The organism is Cupriavidus sp. HE11 (assembly GCF_056097175.1).
The window spans coordinates 3,421,732-3,447,995 of sequence record NZ_CP184464.1; the positions used below are offsets into that span (position 1 = coordinate 3,421,732).

General features: G+C 65.3%; 22 protein-coding genes. 14 read left to right on the forward strand and 8 right to left on the reverse strand.

Annotated elements, in window-relative coordinates:
* Position 1: 1 nt before the first annotated feature.
* From ACOABP_RS15890 to ACOABP_RS15900, 3 genes are all read left to right on the forward strand, one after another.
* The gene (locus ACOABP_RS15890; RefSeq protein ID WP_474226061.1) at positions 2-796 is read left to right on the forward strand and encodes a hypothetical protein; all 795 of its coding nucleotides are present in this window, start codon (positions 2-4) and stop codon (positions 794-796) included.
* Between the two features lie 58 nt (positions 797-854).
* The gene (locus ACOABP_RS15895) at positions 855-1,058 is read left to right on the forward strand and encodes a DUF465 domain-containing protein (RefSeq protein WP_474226062.1); all 204 of its coding nucleotides are present in this window, start codon (positions 855-857) and stop codon (positions 1,056-1,058) included.
* Between the two features lie 278 nt (positions 1,059-1,336).
* On the forward strand, positions 1,337-3,409 hold the full coding sequence (locus tag ACOABP_RS15900; protein ID WP_474227858.1) for an ATP-dependent DNA helicase: 2,073 nt from the start codon (positions 1,337-1,339) through the stop codon (positions 3,407-3,409).
* Positions 3,410-3,538: 129 nt separating this feature from the next.
* Here the strand turns inward: ACOABP_RS15900 and ACOABP_RS15905 are convergent, their stop codons facing one another.
* Complete coding sequence (locus ACOABP_RS15905; RefSeq protein ID WP_474226063.1) at positions 3,539-4,369, reverse strand: outer membrane protein assembly factor BamD; 831 nt, start codon at positions 4,367-4,369, stop codon at positions 3,539-3,541.
* A 16-nt stretch (positions 4,370-4,385) separates the two neighbouring features.
* Here ACOABP_RS15905 and ACOABP_RS15910 point away from each other — a divergent pair, with 16 nt between their 5' ends.
* Both ACOABP_RS15910 and pgeF read left to right on the forward strand, forming a co-directional pair.
* The gene (locus ACOABP_RS15910) at positions 4,386-5,609 is read left to right on the forward strand and encodes an RluA family pseudouridine synthase (RefSeq protein ID WP_474226064.1); all 1,224 of its coding nucleotides are present in this window, start codon (positions 4,386-4,388) and stop codon (positions 5,607-5,609) included.
* Positions 5,599-6,420: a peptidoglycan editing factor PgeF gene (gene pgeF / locus ACOABP_RS15915; RefSeq protein ID WP_474226065.1), complete on the forward strand. Its 822-nt coding sequence runs from the start codon at positions 5,599-5,601 to the stop codon at positions 6,418-6,420. Before ACOABP_RS15910 ends, pgeF begins: the two co-directional genes overlap by 11 nt.
* On the opposite strand, the gene ACOABP_RS15920 is transcribed toward pgeF, so the two are convergent.
* Positions 6,417-6,695 (reverse strand): hypothetical protein, encoded by a 279-nt coding sequence (locus tag ACOABP_RS15920; protein WP_474226066.1) that lies wholly within the window; start codon positions 6,693-6,695, stop codon positions 6,417-6,419. The genes pgeF and ACOABP_RS15920 overlap by 4 nt on opposite strands.
* A gap of 320 nt (positions 6,696-7,015) precedes the next feature.
* On the opposite strand from ACOABP_RS15920, the gene phaC reads away from it, so the two are divergent.
* From phaC to ACOABP_RS15965, 9 genes are all read left to right on the forward strand, one after another.
* Entirely contained in the window at positions 7,016-8,896 is a 1,881-nt protein-coding gene (gene phaC, locus ACOABP_RS15925) for a class I poly(R)-hydroxyalkanoic acid synthase (RefSeq protein WP_474226068.1), read from the forward strand.
* A gap of 76 nt (positions 8,897-8,972) precedes the next feature.
* Entirely contained in the window at positions 8,973-10,151 is a 1,179-nt protein-coding gene (locus ACOABP_RS15930; protein ID WP_474226069.1) for an acetyl-CoA C-acetyltransferase, read from the forward strand.
* Positions 10,152-10,260: 109 nt separating this feature from the next.
* The gene (locus tag ACOABP_RS15935) at positions 10,261-11,001 is read left to right on the forward strand and encodes a 3-ketoacyl-ACP reductase (RefSeq protein ID WP_066738916.1); all 741 of its coding nucleotides are present in this window, start codon (positions 10,261-10,263) and stop codon (positions 10,999-11,001) included.
* A gap of 416 nt (positions 11,002-11,417) precedes the next feature.
* Positions 11,418-11,969 carry a polyhydroxyalkanoate synthesis repressor PhaR gene (phaR, locus tag ACOABP_RS15940; RefSeq protein ID WP_474226070.1) on the forward strand — a complete coding sequence of 184 codons (552 nt, stop codon included), beginning with the start codon at positions 11,418-11,420 and terminating at the stop codon, positions 11,967-11,969.
* Positions 11,970-12,245: 276 nt separating this feature from the next.
* Positions 12,246-12,953 carry a hypothetical protein gene (locus ACOABP_RS15945; protein WP_474226072.1) on the forward strand — a complete coding sequence of 236 codons (708 nt, stop codon included), beginning with the start codon at positions 12,246-12,248 and terminating at the stop codon, positions 12,951-12,953.
* 179 nt (positions 12,954-13,132) lie between these two features.
* Complete coding sequence (gene rimO, locus ACOABP_RS15950) at positions 13,133-14,506, forward strand: 30S ribosomal protein S12 methylthiotransferase RimO (protein ID WP_474226074.1); 1,374 nt, start codon at positions 13,133-13,135, stop codon at positions 14,504-14,506.
* Between the two features lie 138 nt (positions 14,507-14,644).
* Positions 14,645-15,829, forward strand: a complete 1,185-nt coding sequence (bktB, locus tag ACOABP_RS15955; RefSeq protein WP_474226076.1) for a beta-ketothiolase BktB — start codon at positions 14,645-14,647, stop codon at positions 15,827-15,829.
* A 69-nt stretch (positions 15,830-15,898) separates the two neighbouring features.
* Positions 15,899-16,483 (forward strand): hypothetical protein, encoded by a 585-nt coding sequence (locus tag ACOABP_RS15960; RefSeq protein ID WP_474227859.1) that lies wholly within the window; start codon positions 15,899-15,901, stop codon positions 16,481-16,483.
* 83 nt (positions 16,484-16,566) lie between these two features.
* On the forward strand, positions 16,567-17,781 hold the full coding sequence (locus tag ACOABP_RS15965; protein WP_474226077.1) for a cystathionine beta-lyase: 1,215 nt from the start codon (positions 16,567-16,569) through the stop codon (positions 17,779-17,781).
* 87 nt (positions 17,782-17,868) lie between these two features.
* Here ACOABP_RS15965 and ACOABP_RS15970 read toward each other — a convergent pair whose 3' ends face one another.
* The 6 genes from ACOABP_RS15970 to mfd all read right to left on the reverse strand — a co-directional run bounded on the left by ACOABP_RS15970 (position 17,869) and on the right by mfd (position 26,120).
* Positions 17,869-19,500 carry a PepSY-associated TM helix domain-containing protein gene (locus ACOABP_RS15970; protein WP_474226078.1) on the reverse strand — a complete coding sequence of 544 codons (1,632 nt, stop codon included), beginning with the start codon at positions 19,498-19,500 and terminating at the stop codon, positions 17,869-17,871.
* Between the two features lie 21 nt (positions 19,501-19,521).
* Entirely contained in the window at positions 19,522-19,821 is a 300-nt protein-coding gene (locus ACOABP_RS15975; RefSeq protein ID WP_474226080.1) for a hypothetical protein, read from the reverse strand.
* Positions 19,818-20,051, reverse strand: coding sequence for a hypothetical protein (locus tag ACOABP_RS15980; protein WP_474226081.1), 234 nt, complete (start codon positions 20,049-20,051; stop codon positions 19,818-19,820). Before ACOABP_RS15980 ends, ACOABP_RS15975 begins: the two co-directional genes overlap by 4 nt.
* A 340-nt stretch (positions 20,052-20,391) precedes the next feature.
* The gene (serB, locus tag ACOABP_RS15985; RefSeq protein ID WP_474226082.1) at positions 20,392-21,246 is read right to left on the reverse strand and encodes a phosphoserine phosphatase SerB; all 855 of its coding nucleotides are present in this window, start codon (positions 21,244-21,246) and stop codon (positions 20,392-20,394) included.
* 154 nt (positions 21,247-21,400) lie between these two features.
* The gene (gene argE, locus ACOABP_RS15990; protein WP_474227860.1) at positions 21,401-22,612 is read right to left on the reverse strand and encodes an acetylornithine deacetylase; all 1,212 of its coding nucleotides are present in this window, start codon (positions 22,610-22,612) and stop codon (positions 21,401-21,403) included.
* 55 nt (positions 22,613-22,667) lie between these two features.
* The gene (mfd, locus tag ACOABP_RS15995) at positions 22,668-26,120 is read right to left on the reverse strand and encodes a transcription-repair coupling factor (RefSeq protein ID WP_474226084.1); all 3,453 of its coding nucleotides are present in this window, start codon (positions 26,118-26,120) and stop codon (positions 22,668-22,670) included.
* Positions 26,121-26,264 lie beyond the last annotated feature (144 nt).

Sequence of the window (26,264 nt, forward strand, 5' to 3'; positions counted from 1 at the left end):
CATGATCGTCAAGCCCCTTCCGGCCGTCATGGCTCGCCCGGTTTCCATTTCCGCTCTCCCGATTGCCACGCTCGCGCTGGCCGCGCTGCTGCTGGCGGCGCCGCTGGACGCCGCGCACGCGCAGGCGTCGGCACCCGCCGCTGCTCCCAAGTCGGCGTCCGCGTCGGTACCCATCCCGCCGGACCCTGGCAAGCCGCGCGATTTCGAGGCCGAGCGCAAGGCCATCGGCGATTCGCGCGCCTGGACCAACTACCGGTTCGCGGTGGCCGAGCGGGCGTGCTACAGCAAGTTCCTGGTCACCAGCTGCATCGAGAAGGCCCAGGACGTGCAGCGCGAGGAACTGCACGTGCTGCGCGCCAGGGACCTGGAAGTTGGCGATGCCGAGCGCGCCTACAAGGCGGCCACGCGCGATCGCGACCAGGCGCTGCGCCGCGCCGAATACGAGGCCGGCCAGCCGGGCCGCGCGGCCAACGAGCAGGCCAGCCGCGAGGCATTCGAGCGCAAGCAGCAGGAACAGGCGCTGCGCGATGCGCAGGCCACGGGGCAGGCGCCCCAGCGCGCGGCCAACGCCGAGACGTACCAGAAGAAGCAGGACGACTACAACGCGCGCATGAAGGAAGCCCAGCAGAAGGGCGCCGAAGACGCGCGTCAGCGACAGGAAAACGTCAAGACTTACGAGCAGAAGCAGGCAGACGCCGCGCAGCGCCAGAAAGACCTGGACGAGCGGCGCGCACGTGCCGAGGAGAAGCAGAAGCAGGGCGGCCAGAATTCTGCGCCGAGCCCGTTCGGTTTCTGATTCGTTGGCAGGGTCGGGCGGGGCCGCTGGCTGCCGCCATGGAGTACGAAGGCGCACCATGGATGAAAATCTCAACACGCTGGCGCGGCAGATCATCGAGTTGCAGATCGAACACCGCGACCTCGATTTCATGATCGACAGGTTATCCGCCGATCCCGCCCACGACGAATTGCAGCTGCGCCGGCTCAAGAAGCGCCGGCTCAAGCTCAAGGATGCGATTACCTTGTTGCAGCTGCACCTGGAACCCGATGTCCCTGCGTGACCGTGCCTTGCCCGGTCGTGCCCTGACGGTCGCCCCGATGGCGCGCTGGCCTGGCGACCCGGCCCACTGAAGCGCGCTCCAAGCACCAGACATTGCCCGTGGCAGGCCAGCCGGCCGCGGGTATCGAAGAAAGCCCCACCTTGCCAGATCCCACCGACGACCTTCTGTCCGACGCCGCCGCGGCGCCAGACGCACACGAACCCGCCGAATCGCTGGGCGACGCCGTGGCTGCGGCATCGGCCAGCCAGGCGGCCTCGCAAGCTGCCCAACTGTCGCAGATGTTTGCCGAGACCGGCACACTGGCCACGGCGATTCCCGGCTATCGTCCGCGTGCGTCGCAGCAGAAGATGGCCGAGGCCGTGGCGAATGCCATCGCGCAGAACGACACGGTCATCGTCGAAGCGGGCACCGGTACCGGCAAGACCTTTGCCTACCTGGTGCCGGCCATGCTCTGGGGTGGCAAGGTCATCCTGTCCACCGGCACCAAGAACCTGCAGGACCAGCTGTTCCTGCGCGACATTCCCACGGTGCGCCATGCGCTGAACGTGCCGGTATCGGTGTCGCTGCTCAAGGGCCGCGCCAACTACCTGTGCCACTACCACCTGGAACGTGCGCAGGCCAACGGGCGGCTGGCTTCGAAGCAGGATGCGGCGTGGTTGCGCGATATCGGCAAGTTTGCCAAGACGACGGCCACCGGCGACAAGGCCGAACTGGCGGCCGTGCCCGAGAATGCGCCGGTCTGGCAACTGGTGACGTCCACGCGGGACAACTGTCTGGGCAGCGAATGCCCGAACTACAAGGAATGCTTCGTCATGCGCGCCCGCAAGGAGGCGCAGCAGGCCGACGTGGTGGTGGTGAACCATCACCTGTTCTTTGCCGATGTGGTGCTGCGCGATACCGGCATGGCCGAGCTGCTGCCCGCCGCCAACACCGTGATCTTCGACGAAGCCCACCAGCTGCCCGAAACCGCGACGCTGTTCTTCGGCGATACGCTGTCCACCAGCCAGTTGCTGGAGCTGGCGCGCGATACCGTGGCCGAAGGGCTGTCACACGCCCGCGATGCCGTGGACTGGGTGGCGCTGGGCGCGCCGCTGGAGCGCGCCGCGCGCGACCTGCGCCTGGCGTTCGGCCGCGACAACGTGCGCATGGCGATGGGGCAGATCGATGCCGATCCGCGTACCGCCGAGCCGTTCTACGAAACGCTCGATGCGCTGGAAGAAGCGCTGTCGGGGTTTGTCGAGGCGCTGGAATCGCAGGCCGAGCGTGCTGAAACGCTGGAGCAATGCCACCGCCGGGCCGTGGAGCTGGCGAACAAGCTGGAGGTATGGCGCGACGACCGCGCCGCCGCAGCGCCGCCGGCCGAGGCCCCGGCCCCTTCCGATGCATTGGCCGCCGAAGGCGGCACGGAAACGCCGCCACCGCCCGCGCCGGCCCAGTTGGGCCCGGACACCGTGCGCTGGGTGGAGGTGTTCTCGCACACCGTGCAGCTGCATCGCACGCCGTTGTCGATTGCACCGATCTTCACGCGGCAGCGCGAGGGCCAGCCACGCGCATGGGTCTTTACTTCGGCCACGCTGTCGGTGAAAGGCAATTTCGCCCACTACGCGGCCCAGCTCGGGCTGAACAAGGATCAGTCGCTGACGCTGCCCAGCCCGTTCGACTACGCGAAGCAGGGCCTGCTGTACGTGCCGCGCGATATGCCGCCGCCCAATTCACCCCAGTTCACCGAAGCCGTGGTGGAAAAGGCGCTGCCTCTGATCGAAGCGGCTGGCGGCCGCACGTTCCTGCTCTGCACCACGCTGCGCGCGGTGCAGAAAGCGTCGGACATGCTGTACGACCTGTTTGCCGCACGGGGCATCAACCTGCCGCTGCTGGTGCAGGGGCAGGCCAGCCGTACCGAATTGCTCGACCGCTTCCGCCAGCTGGGCAACGCGGTGCTGGTCGGCAGCCAGAGTTTCTGGGAAGGTGTGGATGTGCGTGGAGAGGCACTTTCTCTGGTCATCATCGACAAGCTGCCGTTTGCGCCGCCCGACGATCCGGTGCTGGCCGCCCGCATGGAGGTGCTGCAGAAGAAGGGCCTGAGCCCGTTTGCCGTCCACCAATTGCCGCACGCGGTCATCACGCTGAAGCAGGGCGCCGGCCGCCTGATCCGCTCGGAATCGGACCGCGGCGTGCTGGCGATCTGCGATACGCGGCTCGTGGAAAAGCCCTATGGCCGGCAGATCTGGCAGAGCCTGCCGCCGTTCACGCGCACGCGCGAGGCAGACACCGTGGTGCGGTTCCTGGAAAGCCTGCGCAAGCCGGCCGGCGAGGAAGGTGCGGTGGGCGCGGAACAGGGCGACGGCGAATAGGAAAAACGGGAAAAACGCCCGAAAGTGCCAGGAAGCGCCTGAGCAGCGCGGATTGAAGGCGAAAAAGAAGGCGAAAAAAAGCCCGACCTTGTGTCGGGCTTTTTCATGTTGCGGTAAGACCGGGTGTCTTCAGAACACTTCCCACCAGGACTTGTCCTTGCGGCGCTGGCCGTATTTGATGAAGTCGCTGTTCGGGTAGTTGCGTTCCATCACGCGGGCCGCGTCGTCGCGCAGGTCCTTCATGCCCAGTGAATCGTACGACCGAACCATGATGTACAGCGCTTCCTCGTTGGCTGGTGCGCCATCGTAGTCCTTGAGCGCCTGCTGCGCGCGGTTCACGGCAGCAAGGTAGGCACCACGGCGGTAGTAGTAGCGCGCGGCATGCACTTCGTGCTGGGCCAGTGCATTGACGATGTACTGCATGCGCAGCGTGGCATCCGGGGTGTACTTGCTTTCCGGGTAGCGCGTGATCAGTGTCTGGAACGCGTCATAGGCCGCACGGGCAGCCTTGGGGTCGCGTTCGCTGAGATCCTGCCCCGAGAAGCGGCCCAGCCAGCCGAGGTTGTCGTTGAAGTTGATCAGGCCCTTGAGGTAGTAGGCGTAATCGATGTTCGGGTGGCTCGGGTGGAGCTGGATGAAGCGGTCCACGGCAGCCAGCGCGGCAGCGGTCTCGCCATCCTTGTAGCTGGCGTAGGCGGTATCGATCTGCGCCTGCTGTGCGTAGCGGCCAAACGGATAGCGGCCCTCGAGCTTTTCGTACAGCTTGACGGCACGCGTATAGTCGCCGCCATCCAGGGCATCCTTGGCTTCCGAATATAATTTGTTGGCCGACCAGCCAGCCGTTTCGTCAGGCTGGTCTCCCAGCAGGCCGCATGCCGATAGCATGACGCATCCGCCTGCGAGCAAAACCGCTCCAATTTTCGCGCGCCAGTTCGCGCGTTTGATGCTCTGCAATTGCATGGGCAACCTGTTCCGGATGAAAAAAAATAGCGCCAAGCATTATAGCCGAAGCCCCAAGACCGAAACCGGTCTGGAACGCCACACCCAAAAAGCCGACGTGACGGATGAGGAATCCGAAGACTTCGACGACCATTTTGACGATGGCGACGAAGGTGCGTCAGCGGGCGAATTCAATGACGAGGTGCCTGCGGCGGCGCCCGCCGCCCCTGACCTGGTGCCACTGTACCTTGAAGTCAATAGCGCAGCCCATGGCGAGCGGCTCGACAAATTGCTAGCGCGCCACTTCAGCGAATTTTCGCGCAGCCGCATCCAGCAGTGGATCGAGGACGGCGCCGTGCGTGTGGACGGCGAGCCCAGCCGCGCCAAGGCATCGGTGCAGATGGGGCAGCAGATCGAGGTCCACCCCCAGGCCGCCCCTGAGTCGATGGCCTTTACGGCAGAGGACGTGCCGCTGGAAGTCGTGTACGAAGACGACGCGCTGCTGGTCATCAACAAGCCGGCCGGCCTGGTGGTGCATCCGGCGGCGGGCAACTGGAGCGGCACGGTTCTCAATGGCCTGCTGCATCGCGACCCCCACGCTGCGCGCCTGCCGCGCGCCGGCATCGTGCATCGGCTCGACAAGGAAACGTCGGGCCTGATGGTGGTGGCACGCACGCTGACCGCGCAGACCGACCTGGTGCGGCAACTGCAGGCCCGCACGGTCAAGCGTTCGTACATCGCGCTGGTCTGGGGCGAAACGCCCGACGACGGCACCATCGATGCGCCGATCGGCCGCGATCCGCGCGAGCGCACGCGCATGGCGATCGTGCATACCAACAGCGGCAAGCCGTCGCGCACCCATTTCGAAACGCTCGGCACCGTGCCGCTTGGCCGCTCGAAGGTGTCGATGGTGATGTGCCAGCTCGAAACCGGTCGCACGCACCAGATCCGCGTGCATTTCGAGTCGATCGGCCACCCGCTGGTGGGGGATCCGGTCTACCACAAGGCCACGCAACGCGGCCAGCGGCCGGCCGTGCGCGTACCGCTGCCGGCGCCGTTCACGCGCCAGGCGCTGCACGCGTACCGGCTGGGGCTGATGCATCCGGTGACAGGCCGCAAGAAGTCGTGGGAGGCCGAGCCGCCCGAAGACCTGCAGGCGCTGATCGATGCGCTCGACTTCGACCGGTATGCGGAAGAGGACGACGAGGACGAGGGCGAGCCCGAATGGTACGAAGGGGAGGCCGACGACGATGACGACTGACCGGACGACCGCTGATCCCGTGGCCGATGCTTCGGCCTGGATCGTCCCCGACTGGCCGGCGCCGGCGCGGGTGCGCGCGCTGTCCACCACGCGCATGGGCGGCGTCAGCGCGGGCCCGTACGGGCTGGCGGACGGCAGTGCAGGCGGACTCAACCTGGGGACGCATGTCGGCGACGACCCGGCTGCGGTGACCGCCAATCGCGCCCGGCTGGCCAGCCATCTGCCGGCCATGCCGCATTGGCTGGAGCAGGTGCATGGCTGCGGCGTTGCCACGGCCGATGACGAGGGCGAGGGCGACCACGTGCCGCGCGCCGACGCCAGCGTCAGTTCCACGCCGGGGCATGTGTGCGCGATCATGACGGCCGACTGCCTGCCTGTGCTGCTGTGCAATACGGCCGGTACGGTGGTGGGTGCCGCCCACGCCGGCTGGCGCGGGCTGTGCGATGGCGTGATCGAGGCCACGCTGGGGCGTATGGCCACGCGTGCCGGTGCGCCGGCGCAGTGGCTGGCGTGGCTCGGCCCGGCGATCGGGCCCGATGCCTTCGAGGTGGGCGCCGAGGTACGCGAAGCGTTCCTGCAGCAGGCGTTGCCCGATGAGCACGCGTCGGTGGCGGCGGCATTCGTGGCAGGCGCGCCAGGCAAATACCTGGCTGACCTGTATGCACTGGCACGCATCCGTCTGGCGCGCGCCGGCTGCACGCAGGTGTTCGGCGGCAATACCTGCACGGTCAGCGATGCCGACCGGTTCTACTCCTATCGCCGTGACCGCACCACGGGCCGCATGGCCACGCTGGTCTGGCTGGCTGACTAGGCCCCCGCGCCGCCATCATCAGGAAGCCGCGCCGCCTGTGCTGTCGCGGCTTCCGACGATCCTCCGGGTTGTCTGACGTCCTGCGTTTCCCGGGCTTCCCGGGACTCCTGCGCCTTGCGTCGGCGCCGCCGTCCCGGCGTCCCCATGATGTACATCACGATCGACACCGGGGCCAGTCCGTACAGCAGGAACGTGGCAACGGCCGCGACGATGCTGGTTTCGGTAATAGCCATCATCAGGGCGACGTAAAGCCAGCCAATTGCCACGATATACATCAGGCTTTCATCTTTCTCGAATATGGGGTGGACCAGGCCGGCAAGCCGCGCCAGGATTACCGTCCGGTAGGTCGGGCTTCACTTATTCGGCGCCCGCATGGCAATGCCGATTTCCGCATTGACAGCCTCTACATTGCAAGGCAACAATGCCTCGAAATGTATCGGAACCGAGGAACGATTCCAGGGTTTCGCCGGCAAGCATAGCGTAAGAGCCAAGCAGCCCTGGGCAGCTTGCGGACGCAACCCGGATACGGGGCGGGTCGGGAGACAGTTACCCCGAGCCCGTCATCCACTACGACAGGCAGAGAGACGATTACATCATGGCGACCGGCAAAGGTGCGGCAGCTTCCGGCAAGGAAGACAAGTCCCAACCGTTTCAATTTGCGCCGGGGCCATTCGATCCAGCTGCATGGCTGGAATGGTCCCGTCAGTGGGCACCTGAAACCAATGGCGAGATGCCGGCCGGTTTCCCGGCAGGTCTGGCCGGTGCATTTCCTGGCGGTTTTCCCTCGGGCGATGCCTTCGCCAAGGCGTTCCAGCAGGCGTTTCCGAATGGCGGTGCGAACGGCGCGCCCCTGAAGATCGCGCCGGACCAGCTCGCCGGCATCCAGCAACGCTACCTGAAGGACTTTGCCGAGCTCTGGCGCGAAATGGGCGAGGGCGCCATGACTGCCAACGGCAATCCGGCTGCCAACGGCAACGGTGGCGCCAGCGAACGGCTTTCCGATCGCCGCTTCGCCAGTCCTGCCTGGCGCAACAACGCGCCGTACCGCTATACCGCCGCGTTCTACCTGCTGACGGCGCGCGCCATGACCGAACTGGCCGATGCCGTGGACGCCGATCCGAAGGTGCGCCAGCGCATTCGCTTCGCGGTGTCGCAATGGGTCGATGCGATGTCGCCGGCCAACTTCCTGGCTACCAATCCCGATGCCCAGCAGCGCCTGATCGAGTCGGGCGGCGAATCGCTGCGCAACGGCGTGCGCAACATGCTGGAAGACCTGCAGCGCGGCAAGATCTCGCAGACGGACGACAAGGCCTTCGAAGTGGGCCGCAATGTGGCCGTGACCGAAGGCGCCGTGGTCTACGAGAACGAATACTTCCAGCTGCTGCAGTACAAGCCGCTGACCGACAAGGTCTACGCGCGCCCGCTGTTGCTGGTGCCGCCGTGCATCAACAAGTACTACATCCTGGACCTGCAGCCCGAAAGCTCGCTGGTGCGACACGCCGTGGAAAACGGCCACACGGTCTTCCTGGTGTCGTGGCGCAATCCCGATGCCTCGATGGCCGAGCGCACGTGGGACGACTACATCGAGCACGCGGCCATTCGCGCGATCGAGGTGGCGCGCGATATCGGCGGGCAGGACCAGATCAACGTGCTGGGCTTCTGCGTGGGCGGCACCATCGTCTCGACGGCGCTGTCGGTGCTGGCCGCCCGTGGCGAACGGCCGGTGGCCAGCCTGACGCTGCTGACCACGCTGCTTGACTTCGCCGATACCGGCATCCTCGACGTATTCGTCGACGAATCGCACGTACAGCTGCGCGAGGCCACGCTGGGCGGCGCAGCTGGTGCGCCGTGCGGACTGCTGCGCGGCGTCGAACTGGCGAACACGTTCTCGTTCCTGCGACCGAACGACCTGGTCTGGAACTACGTGGTCGACAACTATCTCAAGGGCAATACGCCGGTGCCGTTCGATCTGCTGTTCTGGAACGGCGATGCCACCAACCTGCCGGGCCCGTGGTACTGCTGGTACCTGCGCCACACCTACCTGCAGGACGAACTCAAGGTGCCGGGCAAGCTGACCGTCTGCAACGCCCAGGTGGACCTGGGCGCGATCGACGTGCCGACCTATATCTATGGGTCGCGCGAAGACCACATCGTGCCGTGGACGGCCGCCTATGCATCGACCGCGCTGCTGAACAACAAGCTTCGCTTCGTGCTGGGTGCCTCCGGCCATATCGCCGGTGTCATCAATCCCCCGGCCAAGAAGAAGCGCAGCCACTGGACCAACGACGCGCTGCCCGGATCGGCCCACGAATGGCTGGCCGGTGCCCAGGAGCACCAGGGCAGCTGGTGGCCCGACTGGATGGCCTGGCTGGGCAAGCAGGCAGGCCAGAAGCGCGCGGCGTCCGACACGCTGGGCAACGCCCATTACCAGCCGGTAGAGCCGGCACCCGGCCGCTACGTGCGACAGCGCGCCTGATTTTCATGCGGGCTGGCCGTTCCGGCCGGCCCGGTTTCGAACCGATCCGCGATTCGCTTTCTCGAAAGGACCTCAAATGACCGATATCGTCATTGTTTCCGCAGCCCGTACCGCAGTTGGCAAGTTCGGTGGCTCCCTGGCGAAGATCCCGGCGCCAGAGCTGGGCGCCATCGTGATCAAGGCCGCGCTCGAGCGCGCCGGCGTGAAGCCGGACCAGGTGAGCGAAGTGATCATGGGCCAGGTGCTGACGGCTGCCTCGGGCCAGAACCCGGCACGCCAGGCATCGCGCAAGGCCGGCCTGCCTGACATGGTGCCCGCCATGACCATCAACAAGGTGTGCGGCTCGGGGCTGAAGGCCGTGATGCTGGCAGCCAACGCCATCATCGCCGGCGAGGCCGAGATCGTGGTGGCCGGCGGCATGGAAAACATGAGCGCCGCCCCGCACGTGCTGCCGGGTTCGCGCGACGGCTTCCGCATGGGCGACACCAAGCTGGTGGACTCGATGATCGTGGACGGCCTGTGGGACGTCTACAACCAGTACCACATGGGCATCACCGCGGAAAACGTCGCCAAGGAATACGGCATCACCCGCGAAGCCCAGGATGAATTCGCGGTGGGTTCGCAGAACAAGGCCGAGGCCGCCCAGAAAGCCGGCAAGTTCGACGAGGAAATCGTCCCGGTGCTGATTCCGCAGCGCAAGGGCGATCCGGTGGCCTTCAAGACCGACGAGTTCGTGCGCCAAGGGGCCACGCTGGACAGCATGGCCGGCCTGAAGCCCGCCTTCGACAAGGCCGGCACGGTCACGGCCGCCAATGCGTCGGGCCTGAACGACGGCGCTGCTGCCGTGGTGGTGATGTCGGCCGCCAAGGCCAAGGAACTGGGCCTGACGCCGCTGGCGACGATCAAGGCCTACGCCAATGCGGGTGTGGATCCGGCCGTGATGGGCATGGGCCCGGTGCCGGCCAGCAAGCGCTGCCTGTCGCGCGCCGGCTGGGAAGTCAAGGACCTGGACCTGATGGAAATTAACGAAGCCTTCGCCGCGCAGGCGCTGGCCGTTCACCAGCAGATGGGCTGGGACCAGTCGAAGATCAACGTGAATGGTGGCGCTATCGCCATCGGCCATCCGATCGGTGCGTCGGGCTGCCGCATTTTGGTGACCCTGCTGCACGAAATGAAGCGTCGTAACGCGAAGAAGGGCCTGGCCTCGCTGTGTATCGGCGGCGGCATGGGCGTAGCGCTGGCAGTCGAGCGCTGATTGCAGGAGGGGTATGCCGGCGGCGCGTGCCGAGGAACGCCTGCCCGCCGGTATCGGTACAGACCTGAGCATCGATAACAACGATCGAGCGAGCCAACTAGGAGTGGATATGACTCAGCGCATTGCATATGTGACCGGCGGCATGGGTGGCATTGGAACCGCGATTTGCCAGCGCCTGGCCAAGGACGGATTCAAGGTGGTGGCCGGCTGCGGCCCGAACTCGCCGCGTCGCGAGAAATGGCTCGAACAGCAACGCGCGCTCGGCTACGAGTTCGTGGCGTCCGAGGGCAATGTGGCCGACTGGGACTCGACCAAGACGGCTTTCGACAAGGTCAAGTCCGAAGTGGGCGAGGTTGACGTACTGGTCAACAACGCCGGCATCACGCGCGACGTGGTGTTCCGCAAGATGACGCGGGCCGACTGGGACGCCGTGATCGACACCAACCTGACGTCGCTGTTCAACGTGACCAAGCAGGTGATCGACGGCATGGCCGACCGTGGCTGGGGCCGGATCGTCAATATTTCCTCGGTGAACGGCCAGAAGGGTCAGTTCGGCCAGACCAACTATTCGACGGCCAAGGCCGGCCTGCACGGTTTCACGATGGCGCTGGCGCAGGAAATGGCGACCAAGGGCGTGACGGTGAACACCGTGTCGCCGGGCTATATCGCCACGGATATGGTCAAGTCGATCCGCCAGGACGTGCTGGACAAGATCGTCGGCACGATTCCGGTCAAGCGCCTTGGCGAGCCGGATGAAATTGCCTCGATCTGCGCCTGGCTGGCGTCGGAAGAGTCGGGCTTTTCGACCGGTGCCGACTTCTCGCTGAACGGCGGCCTGCACATGGGCTGACGCCGGCAGCACGCGCTGGGGTGCCGCATTGATGCGGCGCATCCAGCGCAGTGCACAAGCGGATATCCGGGGCCGGAAATCGGCTCGCGGAAACGGGCCGCCCGCGTGTTTATCTGGCACGCGGGCGGCCTTTCTTTTGTATACGCGACAGTTTGCTGCGGGTTTTCCTTAAACACTGCCGTCTTTCCATAGTGCTTTCTTGAGCATAGAATCAGGGCAATGGCGCAACCGGCACCAAGGAGGAGCGCTCCTCACGGGTCTGGTCCGGTTGTATCTTGCGCGCCTGCGGCGTCGATCCCGCCCGGGACGACGCGTCCATTGCGCACTGCACCGCATGCGGTGCAGCAGCGTTGCGACCAGGCGCAGCAGCGGATGCCAACCGCCGGCATCAGCGACGACAAAAGGATAGAGCACCGATGGCCACGACCAAGAAAGGCGCAGAGCGACTGATCAAGAAATATCCCAATCGCCGGCTCTACGATACGCAGACGAGCACCTACATCACGCTCGCGGACGTCAAGCAGCTGGTCATGGATACCGAGGACTTCAAGGTCGTCGACGCAAAGACGGGCGAGGAACTCACGCGCAGCATCCTCCTGCAGATCATCCTGGAAGAGGAAACGGGCGGCGTGCCGATGTTTTCGAGCGCCATGCTGTCGCAGATCATCCGTTTCTACGGCCATGCCATGCAGGGCATGATGGGTACCTACCTGGAAAAGAACATCCAGGCGTTCATCGATATCCAGAACAAGCTCGCCGAGAACTCGAAGGGTCTGTACTCGGGCGAGGCGTTCAGCCCGGACATGTGGTCGCAGTTCATGAACCTGCAAGGCCCGATGATGCAAGGGATGATGAGCAACTACATCGAGCAGAGCAAGAACCTGTTCGTGCAGATGCAGGAACAGATGCAGAACCAGGCCAAGAGCATGTTCGGCACGTTCCCGTTCAACCAGCCGGACAAGAAATAAGCGGCCAGCCCCTCGCGCGCCGACCAAAGGCCCTGCACGACTGCAGGGCCTTTTTCGTTGTGCGGCGGCGACGAGATGTTGTGAATGTCTGGCGAATTGCCACATTGGTGATGCACTCCCAGTAAGGCGATGACCACGGCACGTCTTGTGTGGTCCAATCGGCCAAGCCCTGAGCACCGGGCACTCGCTGATCCTTATTTTTCGCTGCACGATGGCATCGCAAGCGCGAGCGCGGGTAATGCGCGCTGCCATCGGGCCCGAACTGGAGGCACATCCATGTCCAGCCAAGCCGCTAGGTGGGGCCTTTCGCCCGACCATGCCGAATCGCCGAAATTCACGAATGTCTTCGAGTTCGCGCTCGGGGTGTACGGGCATGTCGCGCAGGTCCAGCGCGACGTCGGCACGTTGTCGGCGGCCCAGCAGGGCATCGAGGAGCGGATCGATGCCACGCGGGCGCAGATCGGGGCCGCCGAAGGGCGCCTTGGTGAGGGGATCGTCGAAACCGAGGCCCGGTTGAGCGACCGCATTCGCGAATCCGAGGCCCGAATGACCCGGGCGCTGGAGGCGTCGGAGACCAAATGGGAGTCGACCATCACCCGTGTGCTGCAAGAGATCGATGCCCGTTCCGAGGCGCGCTTTAGCCGGATGGAAGCCCGATTCGACGCGATCGACGCAAGATTCGAGGTCGTGGGCGCGAAGTTCGATGCCATCGACGCCAGATTCGACCAGATGGACGCGCGGTTCGAGCAGATAGACGCCAGAATGGACAAGGTGGACGACCGGTTCGACAAATCCGACGCGAGGGTGGACAAGCTGGAAGAGAGCCTTGGAGACCGCATCCATTCCAGTAACGAACGGATTTCCGCCTTGAAAGACCGACTCAACAAGGTCTTCTGGGTGGCCTCGGGCGGGGGCATCGTCCTCGGTCTGGCCGTGGGCTGGAAGCCGATCATCGAGCGGGTGGGCGGTCTGGCTGGGCTGTGACGGTGCGGTTTCCGGCCCATTTGGCCGGGCCATGCGCCAACAACGGCCGCTCGGGGTAAAATCTCCGCCTTTCATGGCAAATGACGGCGCCCGGCAGGCTCGCCGGTTGCCTCTAGACCAGCGCGGCGCACCACCGGGGACGGTAGGGCGCGCCCAGATCCCCACATTCGCGGTGCCCCATGTCGTCTGAAACCAATCTGTCCAATCCTGCGCCGAAAGTCGGCTTTGTGTCACTTGGCTGCCCCAAGGCCCTGGTCGATTCCGAGCAGATCATCACGCAGCTGCGTGCCGAAGGCTATGCCATCAGCGGCACCTACGACGGTGCCGATCTTGTGGTGGTCAACACCTGCGGCTTTATCGACGAGGCCGTGCAAGAGAGCCTGGATGCCATCGGCGAGGCATTGACGGAGAACGGCAAGGTCATCGTGACCGGCTGCCTGGGCGCCAAGAAGGACGCGGCGGGGCACGATATCGTGTCGTCGGTGCATCCCAAGGTGCTGGCCGTTACCGGCCCGCACGCCCTTGGTGAAGTCATGCAGGCTGTGCACACGCACCTGCCGAAGCCGCACGATCCGTTTACCGATCTGGTGCCGGCCGCCGGCATCAAGCTCACGCCCAAGCACTATGCCTACCTGAAAATCTCGGAAGGCTGCAATCACCGCTGCTCGTTCTGCATCATTCCGTCGATGCGCGGCGATCTGGTGTCCCGTCCGGTGGCCGAAGTGATGCTGGAAGCCGAAAACCTGTTCAAGGCCGGCGTGAAGGAATTGCTGGTGATCTCGCAGGACACCAGCGCCTACGGGGTGGACGTCAAGTACCGCACCGGCTTCTGGGCTGGCCGGCCGCTCAAGACCCGCATGACCGAGCTGGTGGCGGCGCTGGGCGAACTGGCCAGCCAGTACGGTGCCTGGGTGCGCCTGCACTATGTGTATCCGTACCCGCACGTCGACGAAATCATTCCGCTGATGAACCAGGGCAACGTGTTGCCGTATCTGGATGTGCCGCTCCAGCACGCGCACCCGGATGTGCTCAAGCGCATGAAGCGTCCGGCCAACGCCGAAAAGACCCTCGACCGCATCCGCGCCTGGCGCGAAATCTGCCCCGAGCTGACCATCCGCAGCACGTTCATCGCCGGCTTCCCGGGCGAAACGGAAGCGGAATTCCAGACGCTGCTGGATTTCATTGCGGAAGCCGAACTCGACCGCGTGGGCTGCTTCGCCTATTCGCCGGTAGAGGGTGCAACGGCCAATGACCTGCCCGGCGCGCTGCCCGACGAAGTCCGTGAGGAGCGCCGTGCGCGTTTCATGGAAGTGGCGGAGGCGGTGTCGGCACGCAGGCTCCAGCGCAAGGTGGGACAGACGCTGCGGGTGCTCGTCGACGAGGTCAACCAGGACGGCGGCATCGGTCGCTCTTCCGCCGATGCCCCGGAAATTGACGGGCTGGTTTATATCGATCCGGCCGCCAAGCCGTCGCAGCGTTTCAAGACTGGCGACTTCGTCAATGTGAAGATTACGGGCGCCGACGGCCACGACCTCTGGGGTGAAATCGCCTGATCCAGTGTGTCGGCTTCGGGGGCCGGAAGGGCGGGTTGCAAGTGTGCCTGTCCAGACAATTAGGTAAAAGTACGGTCGTTCGCTTTTGCTTGGCGACGACTATACTGTGCGCCGCAACATAACGCATGGAGACGAAACATGACGCGTGAAGTGGTGGTTGTCAGCGGTGTGCGCACCGCAATCGGTACCTTTGGCGGAAGCCTGAAGGACCTGGCCCCGACCGAACTGGGAGCGCTGGTGGTGCGCGAGGCACTGGCCCGTGCCAACGTATCCGGCGATGACGTCGGTCACGTCGTGTTCGGCAATGTCATCCAGACCGAGCCGAAAGACATGTACCTGGGCCGCGTGGCGGCCGTGAACGGCGGTGTGTCGATCAATGCGCCCGCGCTTACCGTGAACCGCCTGTGCGGCTCGGGTCTGCAGGCGATTGTCAGCGCTGCGCAGACGATCCTGCTGGGCGATGCCGACGTCGCCATTGGCGGCGGTGCCGAAAGCATGAGCCGCGCGCCGTATCTGGCGCCGATGGCCCGTTGGGGCGCGCGCATGGGCGATGCCAAGCTGGTCGACATGATGCTGGGCGCGCTGCACGACCCGTTCCACACGATTCACATGGGTGTGACCGCCGAGAATGTCGCGAAGGAATACGATATTTCGCGCCAGCAGCAGGACGAAGCCGCGCTGGAATCGCACCGCCGGGCATCGGCCGCGATCAAGGCGGGTCACTTCAAGGACCAGATCGTTCCGGTCACGCTGAAGTCGCGCAAGGGTGACGTGGTCTTCGATACCGACGAACACGTGCGCCATGAAGCGACCATGGATGACATGACCAAGCTGAAGCCTGTTTTCGTCAAGGAAAACGGCACGGTCACGGCTGGCAACGCATCGGGCCTCAATGACGCTGCCGCGGCGGTGGTGCTGATGGAACGGGCGGAAGCCGAGCGTCGCGGGTTGAAGCCGCTGGCGCGTCTGGTGTCCTATGGCCACGCCGGCGTGGACCCGAAGACGATGGGCATCGGTCCCGTACCCGCCACCAGGATTGCGCTCGAGCGTGCCGGTCTGTCGGTCAAGGATCTGGACGTGATCGAAGCCAATGAAGCGTTCGCTGCGCAGGCGTGTGCCGTGACCAAGGCCCTGGGCCTGGACCCCGCCAAGGTGAATCCGAACGGTTCGGGCATCTCGCTGGGCCATCCGATTGGCGCCACGGGCGCACTGATCACCGTGAAGGCGGTGCATGAGCTGCAGCGCGTGCAGGGTCGCTATGCGCTGGTGACGATGTGCATTGGCGGCGGCCAGGGCATTGCTGCGATCTTCGAGCGGATTTAACGTCACCTGCGCGCTATTGCCGAGAAAGCTGTCTTGTCCCGTCCTGTCCTGTCCTGTCTTCTGTATTCGATGATCGTCGCCACCTCGGTGGCATTGCCGGCGCCAGCCATGGCGGCCGGGGACGATTTGTCGACAGGAAGCGGACAGGGCGGCAGCTTCGGTATCAACGACGCCATCCGCGCGGGGGAAGCCAGGCGTGGGGCGTCGCTATCGACAGGGCCGGCGCGCACGCTGTCGCCGCGCCAGGAGTACGCGCACTATCCGACGTATGTCGGCACGGTGGGCGACCAGCAGGTGCGCATGCGCATTGCGCCGAAAACCGATACGCGGGACAGCCTGCAAGGCGAATACCAGATCGGGGATGGCAAGGGTGTGCGGCTGCTTTCCGGGGAATGGGAAAACGGTGCGTTCCTGATGGAAGAGTCCGACGATGGCACGCGTGTGTCCGGTAACTGGGAAGGCCAGATTGACCGGGACGGCGCGGTGCGCGGCACCTGGACCGATGCCTACAATCCGTCCATCGTCCTGCCGTTTTTCATTCGACCGTTTGGCGGATACCTGGTGATTCCGCCGTTCGACATGAACGCCGGCAGCGGCATTACCTACGCACCGCCAGCGCCGAAGTCCTCCATCTCGACGGGCAAGTCCCGCTAGCGCGCCGGCGCCACTTCGCGTGGCGAGCGCGGCATTTGCTGGTAAGCTCGGACGCCTGATCCGAATTTTCCAGGGAATCCGCCGTGTCTGCTTCCGACTCGTCCCGCAACCCGCCTCGCTATATCAAGACCACCGCGGTCCAGCCCGAACTGGATATCGCGCCGGGTTTCGACTCCTTTTCGACGCCCACCTACCGCGGCTCGACAATCGTCTTCCGCAACCTTGCCGAACTGCGCGCCTACGGTGATCGCAGCAAGACTTACTGGCGCTACGGCCTGCACGCCACGCCCACCAGCGAGGCGCTGTGCCAGCAACTGGCGCAGATCGAAGGTGGCCGGCACACATTGCTTCTGCCCTCGGGCATGGGCGCCATCTCGCTGGTGTACTTTGCCTTGCTGCGAACCGGCGACGATGTGCTCGTGCCCGACAATGTCTATGGCCCGAACCGCGACCACGGCGAATGGCTGGCGCGCGAATTCGGCGTGACGGTTCGGTACTACCATCCGTCGATTGGCGCCGGTATCGCATCTCTGATCCAACCCAATACGCGACTGATCTGGATGGAGGCGCCGGGCTCGGTGACAATGGAGGTGCCGGACAGCGACGCCATCGTCTCGGCCGCGCGGGCGCATGGCGTGCTGACAGCCATCGACAACACCTGGTCGGCCGGGGTCTATTTCAAGCCTTTCGAGAAGGGCATCGATATCTCGGTGCAGGCGCTGACGAAGTACCAGTCCGGGGGCAGCGACGTGCTGATGGGCGCAGTCATCACGCAGGACGACAAGGTGCATGACCGTCTCAAGCGTACCCGCATGATCATGGGATGGGGCGTTTCGGCAGACGATTGCTTCCTGGTGCTACGCGGACTGGCCAGCATGCCGGTGCGCCTGGCCGCGCACGACCGTGCGGCGCGTGAGGTTGCCGAATGGCTCAAGCAGCGCCCGGAGGTGACTCGCGCCCTGCATCCGGCACTGCCCGACTGCCCCGGGCACGCGGAATGGTCGCGCGATTTTTCCGGTGCCAGCGGGCTGTTTTCGATCATCCTGCATAGTCGCTTTTCGCGCGAACAGGTCGATGCATTTGTCGAGGCCCTGAAGCTGTTTGCAATCGGCTGGTCCTGGGGTGGGGCGCATAGCCTGGCCGTGCCATATCACGTCGATACGATGCGTCCAGCGGGCACGTGGCCGCCGGAAGGCTGGACCAACGCCGGGGAACTGGTGCGCCTGTACATTGGACTGGAAGATTCGCGGGACCTGATCGGCGATCTGAAGCAGGCAATGGAGATACACCTGCGCTAACCGTCGGCGTCCAGCAGCAAAAAGCCCCGCCAGAAATGAGCGGGGCTTTTTGTTGGCAGCCGGGCCGATGCGGCCCTTGCATGCGGGTCAGGATACGTCTGCCTTGCGCATCGTTGCCTGCGGCGCGGCCTGGGCCGTGGCACCACGTGGTGCCCAAACCGATTCGGCGGGACCATTCTGCGCGCGGCGCTGGGTGACCCGGGCCAGCGCAATGTAGCCGACTGCCATGGAGATGGCGCCGATGTCGAAACCGGCGATGACCCAGCGGCCGTGGAGCGCGGCGGCAAACAGGTGGTCACCCGTCAGGACCCAGTTCGAGAACGGCACGGCCAAGGTCGCCAGTGCGGCCACGTAGAGCAGTTCCACGGCGGCGCGAATCGGTGGCCGGGCCAGGGCCCAGGCTGCGGCCAGTACGAACACCGGCCAGAACACATAGCTCACGGCACGGTCGGGCCACAGCAAGGCGGCCGGGAAGCACAGCGCCACGCCGATGCAGGTTCCGATGCAGACGCCAACCGTGGCCTGGGCCAGCAGCCTGTGCACACGGGGTTGTTCGGCCTGGCGCGACTTCCGGCGCGTCTCGATCCACAGCAGGTTGCCGGAATAGAACAGGAACGCACCGGCAAGCCCGGCCACAAGGTAGACAAACCGCACGGCCAGGTCGCCATAGGTGCCGTAGTGCAGCGCGAACATGGCGCTGTAGACCGTATGGTTCGTATCGCGTGCGCCAGCCGTCTGGTTGGCAATCAACTGGCCGGCATTCGGCTCGTTGGCGGCGGCGTGGATGCCCACCGCGCCGCCATTGCCCAGCGCGCGCGTGCTGTCACCTCGCACTTCGGCCACGGCATTGGCATCACCATAGCGCTGGAAGCGGATGGCGCTGGGTGTGAACCGCTCTCCGCCGTGCTCGCGCGCAATGGCGAGCAACTGGGCTGACGTCATGGTCGGCGATGCGCGACCCGCGGCAGTGACTTCTGGCGCGGCGCCCGTGACGCGCGGGACCGCTTCGAACAGCTTGCCGTCGAACGTCAGCGTGTTGAAAACCATCACCATGATCAGCGACAGGCAGAAGAACGCGCCCGTGATGGCGAAGATCAGGTGGAAGGGCAGGCTGAACAGGCCCAGCACATTGTGCGTATCCATCCAGAAGCGCTTCAGGTTGCGTCCGGGCCGCACCGCGAACAGATCTTTCTTCAGGCGGGGCAGGTGCAGGATCACGCCCGATACCAGCGCCAGACCGTAAAGCACGGAGATGATCCCCATGAAGTACATGCCGTTGATGCCCAGTCCCAGCGAATAGTGCAGAGAGTTCAGGAACGCCGACAGTTCGCCAGTCACGTGGTCGAGCGACGTGTTGTTCTGGGCCGCCTTGTCGCCGTTCAGGCGCTCGCCGTTCATCGTGTGCCATTCACCGGCCTTGTCCTGCCAGTAGGCGTTGAAGTCCGGTTCTTCCTTGCTGGGCAGGCCGACGTAGACGCTGTTGGCCGCGTCCGGATGCACTGCGACCAGCTTTTGCACGAAGGCGTCGATGGCGGGGCCATCCACCTGGACTTCGGCGCCATGATGGCCTTCAAGGCGCGCCGGGTTCTGCCAGACGTGCAGCTCATGGTGGAAGACAGTGATCGCGCCCGCGAAGAAGGCGATGAACAGTGCCCAGCCGGCCATCAGGCCGACCCAGGTATGGAGCGTATTGAATACGCGCAGGGTATTGGGTTTCATGCGTATGCCTCGGTGGCCGGATCAGTGCCCAGACAGGGCCGGCAGTGTCGATGCCGGCGGCATCGCGTGCATCAGGCGCACAGCCCACAGGATGCCGTAGCAGACCAGGTTGCCCCCGATCAGCCACAGCCACGCGGCGCGGCTGGTCTGGAAAAGCAGGCTCAGGCTGATGATGGTGACCCACAGCACGAAGCTCAGCATCACCGCCAGTACGATGCCGCTTTCCCAGCCGCCAGGCAGCCACAAGACGCCCAGGGTGCACAGGGCGATGGCCAGCGGCAGGCCCAGCAAGGCTCCGGCGAGCCACTTGGTTCCGATCATGATGTGCTTCCTTCGCCGGGCATGTCGTCGTAGCGCTTGTGGTGGATCCAGGTGCCAATGAACGGCCAGGCGGACAGGCAGCAGGTCAGCGTGACCAGCGTTGCGGCAATCGCCACAGGCCAGCCTTCGGGGATGCTCATGACCCAGGTGCCGGCGATCGCCAGCACGATGCCCAGCCAGAACAGCAGCCGGGGCGGCAGCGGTGCGCGGCCGTTGTTGTTGGCGTCCACGCACAGCACCTGGTTAGGCGCGGAAAGGTAAAGGCACGCGGCGGCGGCCAGGGATAGGAAAACGGCTAACGCTTGCATGCGTCGTGCGACCCAGGGGAGGGAATTGCGGGAAAGGAATAATAATAATGATTCGCATTTGATTTCACAAGAAAATCAAAGCGTTATACCGCGATGTGGTATCGCTGTGACCGAAATGCGAATGACGCAAATGTAATGTGACAGGCGCAGCAAGATGTGCGCGAAAGCTACCTTGGCAGCGCTGAGGGCAGCAGCAGGCACCGCGAGCGGGTGCCTGGCAGGGGAAGGATCGCCGCGCTGCGATCGATTGGTGCGACTAAGCCTAGTGCGGGAACAGGTTGAGCAAGCCGTCCAGCCCCACGTGGTTGAACGCGACGCTGGCTTGCGCACGGACCACGGGTTTGGCCCGGAAGGCTACCGAGAGGCCTGCCACGGCCATCATCTTGAGGTCGTTGGACCCGTCACCCATCACGATGGCCTGCGACGGATCCGCGCCGATCTGCTCGCAGACTTCCCGCACCGTGCGGGCCTTGACGTCCGCATTGACGATTTCGCCCACCACATTGCCGGTCAGCTTGCCGTCGACGATTTCCAGCGTATTGGCGCGCGTGAAATCCAGCTTCAGGCGCGGCTTGAGCTGGTCGGTGAAATGCACGAAGCCACCCGATACCAGCAACGTCTTCATGCCCAGCGCCTGGATCGTCAGCAGCATGCGTTCCGCCCCCGGCGACAGCTTTAGCCGTTCGGCGTAGACACGGTCGAGCACGCTGGCGTCCAGCCCCTTCAGCAGGGCCACGCGACGGCGCAGGCTTTCGTTGAAGTCCGTGATCTCGCCACGCATGGCGGCTTCGGTAATGGCCGAAACTTCGGCCTTGAGTCCGCAGAAGTCGGCGATCTCGTCGATGCACTCGATCGTGATCAGCGTGGAGTCCATGTCCATCGCCACCAGGCGGAAGTCCGACAGCTTGCGGTCCGCCGGCACCACGGCCCAGTCGATGCCACGTTCACCGCACACATCGTCCAGGGCATCGCGCAGCGCCGGGGTCAGCGGATTGCAGTGTTCGGCGGCCGCCACGTTGTCGGCGCGCAGCACGAAATCGGAGGCATTGGCCACCGCACGCACGGCGTCGAGGTCGGCGGCAGGCAGCGGGGACAGGCTTTGGAGAATCAGGGGCATGACGGCAGGAATCCGGGCGAAGCGGGAAACGGTGCGAAAGGGTGCGAAAGAGGGCGGAAGGGCGCCGGCAGCGCCGCGGGCGCTGCAGACGCGACAGGGCAAGGGCCGTATTGTACTGTGCCCTTGCCCCCTGGCAGCGGCTTGCCGCGGGCGGTCAGGCCACGCGCAGGCTGTCCACCACCTTGTGCAGGAAGGCCTCGCAGGCGGCCAACTGGTCCAGCGCCACGAATTCGTCGGGCTTGTGGGCCTGCTGGATATCGCCAGGGCCGCACACCACGGCCGGAATGCCGGCGCGCTGGAACAGGCCGGCCTCGGTGCCGTAGGCCACCTTGTTCGTTTCGCGGTCGGCGGTCAGCGCGCGCACCAGCTGGGTGATGGCGTCGGATTCGGCGGCATCGAGCGACGGTGCTGCTGCAATCTTGCTGATGGCCATGCCGGCATCCACGTGTTCTGCGCGCATCTTCGGCACCAGCACGTCGTGCACGTATTGCTGGATGCGGGCCAGGATGGCTTCCGGGTCCACGCCGGGCAGGTTGCGGAACTCGAACACGAACTCGCACTCGGCCGGGATCGTGTTCAGTGCGATGCCGCCGTGGATGGTGCCGGTGGACGCCGTGGTGAACGGCACGTCGAACGCCTGGTCGTACGGGCCGTTGGCCTTGAATTCGTCGGCGATGTCGCGGATATAGCAGATCAGGCGCGCCGCATATTCGATGGCGTTCACACCCTTGGGCGTCAGCGACGAGTGCGCGGCCTGGCCCTTCACGCAGCAGCGATAGGCGTTGATGCCCTTGTGCGCCACGATCACGCGCATGCTGGTGGGCTCGCCCACGATGCAGCCCGCCGGCTTCACGCCGCGGTCACGCAGTTCGGCCAGCAGGTACGGCGCGCCCATGCAGCCGATTTCCTCGTCGAAAGACAGTGCGTAGTGCACCGGTTCGCGCAGCTTCGCGTCCAGGATGGTGGGCAGCAGCGCCAGGCTGGTGCCGATGAAGCCCTTCATGTCGCAGGTGCCGCGGCCATAGAGCTTGCCGTCGCGAATCACCGGCTTGAACGGGTCGGTGGTCCAGCTCTGGCCGTCCACCGGCACCACGTCGGTGTGGCCGGACAGCACGATGCCGCCGTCGGTGGCACCGTTCGCGGCCGGAATCGTCACGAACAGGTTGGCCTTGTCGCCCTGCGGGTTGTAGCTCAGATGCGGACGCAGGCCCTTGGCCAGGAAGTGGTCGCGCACGGATTCGATCAGGCCCAGGTTCGAATGACGCGACGTGGTGTCGAACGACACCAGGCGCTGGGTCCAGTCCAGCGCGCTGCCGCGTTGCGGGGCTTCGGTGTTGGCGTTTCGGGTGTCGGCGGCAGCTTGCATGGGATGGTGAAACAGTTGATTCGTCAAGGATGTGATCGTACACCTGTCGGCGCGGTCAGGCCAGTTGGCGCAGCGTGTGCTTGATGGTCTGCGCACGCGCGCCCACATCGGGCATCTTGGCCTCGATGCGCAGCTTGTCCTGGCCGGCCAGCTTGATGTGCTTGTTCTTTTGCACGAGGTCGATGATCCGGATGGCGTCGATCGGCGGGTTTGGCACGAACTGCATGCTCACGGTGGCCTCGCCGGCGTCGATCTTGCGCACGCCCAGCGGTGCGGCGGCAATACGCAGCCGGTGTGTCTCGATCAGCGCCTGGGCCTGCGCGGGCAGCCGGCCGAAACGGTCGATCAATTCTTCCTGGATATCGTCCACGCGTTCGCCGGTCTCGCAGTTTGCCAGGCGCTTGTAGAGCGACAGGCGCTCGTGCACATCGGCGCAATAATCGTTCGGCAGCAGGGCCGGCGTGCCGAGGTTGATTTCGGTGGTGGCCGCCAGGGGCGCCATCAGGTCCGGTTCCTTGCCGGCCTTCAGCGATTTCACGGCCGCGTTGAGCATGTCCGTGTAGAGCTGGAAGCCGATCTCGTGGATTTCGCCCGACTGCTTGTCGCCCAGCACCTCGCCGGCGCCGCGGATTTCCAGGTCGTGCATCGCCAGGTAGAAGCCCGCGCCCAGTTCCTCCATCTGCTGGATGGCCTCCAGCCTGCGCTGCGCCTGCTTGGTCAGGCCGTCCACGTCATGCACCAGCAGATAGGCATAGGCCTGGTGGTGACTGCGGCCCACGCGGCCGCGCAACTGGTGCAGCTGCGCCAGGCCGAAACGGTCGGCGCGATGGATCAGGATCGTGTTGGCCGTGGGCACGTCGATGCCGGTCTCGATGATCGTCGTGCAGAGCAGGATGTTGTCGCGGCGGGCCACGAAGTCGCGCATCACGCGCTCCAGCTCGCGCTCGTGCATCTGTCCGTGCGCCACGGCGATGCGCGCCTCGGGCACCAGTTCGGCCAGCCTGGCGCGCTTGTTCTCGATCGTCTCCACTTCGTTGTGCAGGAAGTAGACCTGGCCGCCGCGCTTCAGCTCGCGCAGGATGGCCTCGCGGATCACGCCGTCTTCCTCGCGCCGCACGAAGGTCTTGATGGCCAGCCGCTTCTGCGGCGCCGTGGCGATGACCGAGAAGTCGCGCAGGCCCTCAAGCGCCATGCCCAGGGTACGCGGGATCGGGGTGGCGGTCAGCGTGAGCACGTCCACCTCGGCGCGCAGCGTCTTCAGCGCTTCCTTCTGGCGTACGCCGAAGCGGTGTTCCTCGTCGATGATGACCAGGCCCAGGCGCTGGAACTTCACTTCGTCGGACAGCAGCTTGTGGGTGCCGATGACGATATCGACCGTGCCTTCGTTGATCTGCTTGATCGCGGCATCCACTTCTTTTTTCGTCTTGAAGCGCGACAGCTCCACGATGCGCACCGGCCACTCGGCAAAGCGGTCGGACAGGGTCTGGAAATGCTGCTCGGCCAGCAGCGTGGTGGGGGCCAGCATCGCCACCTGCTTGCCGCCCAGCACGGCCACGAACGCGGCGCGCAGCGCGACCTCGGTCTTGCCAAAGCCCACGTCGCCGCAGACCAGGCGGTCCATCGGCTTGCCCGACGTCATGTCGGCGATCACGGCGGAGATGGCGGCGGCCTGGTCCGGCGTTTCCTCGAAACCGAAGCTCTCGGCAAAGGTCTCGTAGTCCTTGGGCTGCAGCGGGAAGGCGAAGCCCTGGCGCAGCGCGCGGCGCGCGTACAGGTTCAGCAGCTCGGCAGCCGTGTCGCGGATCTGCTGCGCGGCGCGGCGCTTGGCCTTGTCCCACTGGCCCGTGCCCAGCGAATGCAGCGGCGCGGTATCCGGATCGGCGCCCGAGTAGCGCGAGATCACGTGCAGCTGATGCACGGGCACGTAGAGCTTGCTGCCCTTGTCGTAATCCAGATGCAGGAATTCCTCGTCGCCCTGGCCCATGTCCAGCGTGACCAGGCCCTGGTAACGGCCGATGCCGTGCTCGCTATGCACCACGGGGTCGCCGATCTTCAGTTCGGCCAGGTCGCGCACCATCGAATCGACGGTGCTGGCCTGCTCCTGCTTGCGGCGCCCCGTGCGGCGGGTGGTGCCGGCGTAGAGCTCGTTCTCGGTGACGAATGCGAACTGCCCGGCGGGCATGGCAAAGCCGCTCTGCAGCGGCGCCACGGCGATCGAGAAATGCGAGTCGCCGGCCAGGAACGCGGCGAAGTCCTCGACCACCATCGGCCGCAGGCCGCTTTCCGCAAACAGCTGCATCAGCGTTTCGCGGCGGCCCGCCGAGTCGGCGCACATGAGCACGCGCGTGGCCTTGTTCAGCAGCAGCGATTCCAGGTTGACCAGCGGGTCTTCGGCGCGGCGGTTGACCGAGACATCGGGCAGGCTGGCGGCAAACGCCGGCACTTCCGCCGCAACGGCTTCGCGGTGCAGCACCAGCCGGGCCAGCGGCTTGGCGCCGATGAAGAACTGTTCCTCGGACAGGAACAGGTCCACGGGCGGCAGCAGCGGCCGTTCCCGGTCGTGCCGCATGAACGTGTAGCGCTGCGTGGTGTCGGCCCAGAAACGGCGGATGGCCTCGTCGACCTGGCCCGCGAACGCCAGTTGCGTGCCGGCGGGCAGGTAGTCGAACAGCGTGGCGCTTTGCTCGAAGAACAGCGGCAGGTAGTACTCGATGCCGGCCGAGGGCACCCCATTGCCGATGTCCTTGTAGATCGGCGACTTGGTCGGATCGCCTTCGAAGATCTCGCGCCAGCGGCCACGGAAGGCGGTGCGGGCGGGCTCGTCCAGCGGAAACTCGCGGCCTGGCAGCAGGCGTACTTCCTTGACCGGATACACGCTGCGCTGCGAATCGGGATCGAACGCGCGGATGGTCTCGATCTCGTCGCCGAACAGGTCGATCCGGTACGGCAGCGCCGAGCCCATCGGGTACAGGTCGATCAGGCCGCCACGCACGCTGTATTCGCCCGGCCGCATGACCGCGCTCACGTGCTCGTAGCCGGCCAGCGTGAACTGCGCCTTGAGCGCAGCCTCGTCGAGCTTTTCGCCCTGCTTGAAGAAGAACGTGTAGGCGGCCAGGAACGAAGGCGGCGCCAGGCGATAGAGCGCGGTCGACGCCGGCACGATCATCACGTCGCACTGGCCGCCCTGGATGTCGTGCAGCGTCGCCAGCCGTTCCGATACCAGGTCCTGGTGCGGCGAGAAGCTGTCGTAGGGCAGCGTTTCCCAGTCGGGCAGCAGGCGTACGCGCAGTTCGGGCGCAAACCACGGGATCTCCTCGGCCAGCCGCTGCGCGTCCATGGCGTTGGCGCAGATCACGGCCACCATCGGCACGCTGTTGCGATGCTGGCGTGCATAGGCGGCAACGGCGAGGGCGTCGGCGGACCCGGTCAGGCCGGTCACGGCATGGCGCATGCCAGGCTTGACCAGCGGCAGGGTGGCGAAAGGAAATGCGGTAGCGTTGTCAGGCATTGGCAGCAGTGAGCGCAAAAACGGCACCACCCCGCCGGCACATGCGAAAGGCATGCCACGGGCAGGGAGGTCTGTCATGCCAGCCATGCCAGGATTCATGGCGGCGGGCGAGGGCCGTATTATAGAATGCGCTCCGGCCGGCCC

Bases quoted from the DNA above. Each gene is read 5' to 3' on its own strand.
- ACOABP_RS15920 (WP_474226066.1), bottom strand. From the start codon at position 6,695: ATGTATATCGTGGCAATTGGCTGGCTTTACGTCGCCCTGATGATGGCT.
- phaC (WP_474226068.1), top strand. From the start codon at position 7,016: ATGGCGACCGGCAAAGGTGCGGCAGCTTCCGGCAAGGAAGACAAGTCC.
- pgeF (WP_474226065.1), top strand. From the start codon at position 5,599: ATGACGACTGACCGGACGACCGCTGATCCCGTGGCCGATGCTTCGGCC.
- ACOABP_RS15895 (WP_474226062.1), top strand. From the start codon at position 855: ATGGATGAAAATCTCAACACGCTGGCGCGGCAGATCATCGAGTTGCAG.
- ACOABP_RS15890 (WP_474226061.1), top strand. From the start codon at position 2: ATGATCGTCAAGCCCCTTCCGGCCGTCATGGCTCGCCCGGTTTCCATT.
- ACOABP_RS15975 (WP_474226080.1), bottom strand. From the start codon at position 19,821: ATGATCGGAACCAAGTGGCTCGCCGGAGCCTTGCTGGGCCTGCCGCTG.
- ACOABP_RS15945 (WP_474226072.1), top strand. From the start codon at position 12,246: ATGTCCAGCCAAGCCGCTAGGTGGGGCCTTTCGCCCGACCATGCCGAA.
- ACOABP_RS15960 (WP_474227859.1), top strand. From the start codon at position 15,899: ATGATCGTCGCCACCTCGGTGGCATTGCCGGCGCCAGCCATGGCGGCC.
- bktB (WP_474226076.1), top strand. From the start codon at position 14,645: ATGACGCGTGAAGTGGTGGTTGTCAGCGGTGTGCGCACCGCAATCGGT.
- ACOABP_RS15905 (WP_474226063.1), bottom strand. From the start codon at position 4,369: ATGCAATTGCAGAGCATCAAACGCGCGAACTGGCGCGCGAAAATTGGA.
- rimO (WP_474226074.1), top strand. From the start codon at position 13,133: ATGTCGTCTGAAACCAATCTGTCCAATCCTGCGCCGAAAGTCGGCTTT.
- mfd (WP_474226084.1), bottom strand. From the start codon at position 26,120: ATGCCTGACAACGCTACCGCATTTCCTTTCGCCACCCTGCCGCTGGTC.
- ACOABP_RS15935 (WP_066738916.1), top strand. From the start codon at position 10,261: ATGACTCAGCGCATTGCATATGTGACCGGCGGCATGGGTGGCATTGGA.
- ACOABP_RS15900 (WP_474227858.1), top strand. From the start codon at position 1,337: ATGTTTGCCGAGACCGGCACACTGGCCACGGCGATTCCCGGCTATCGT.
- ACOABP_RS15930 (WP_474226069.1), top strand. From the start codon at position 8,973: ATGACCGATATCGTCATTGTTTCCGCAGCCCGTACCGCAGTTGGCAAG.
- serB (WP_474226082.1), bottom strand. From the start codon at position 21,246: ATGCCCCTGATTCTCCAAAGCCTGTCCCCGCTGCCTGCCGCCGACCTC.
- ACOABP_RS15970 (WP_474226078.1), bottom strand. From the start codon at position 19,500: ATGAAACCCAATACCCTGCGCGTATTCAATACGCTCCATACCTGGGTC.
- phaR (WP_474226070.1), top strand. From the start codon at position 11,418: ATGGCCACGACCAAGAAAGGCGCAGAGCGACTGATCAAGAAATATCCC.
- ACOABP_RS15910 (WP_474226064.1), top strand. From the start codon at position 4,386: ATGAAAAAAAATAGCGCCAAGCATTATAGCCGAAGCCCCAAGACCGAA.
- argE (WP_474227860.1), bottom strand. From the start codon at position 22,612: ATGCAAGCTGCCGCCGACACCCGAAACGCCAACACCGAAGCCCCGCAA.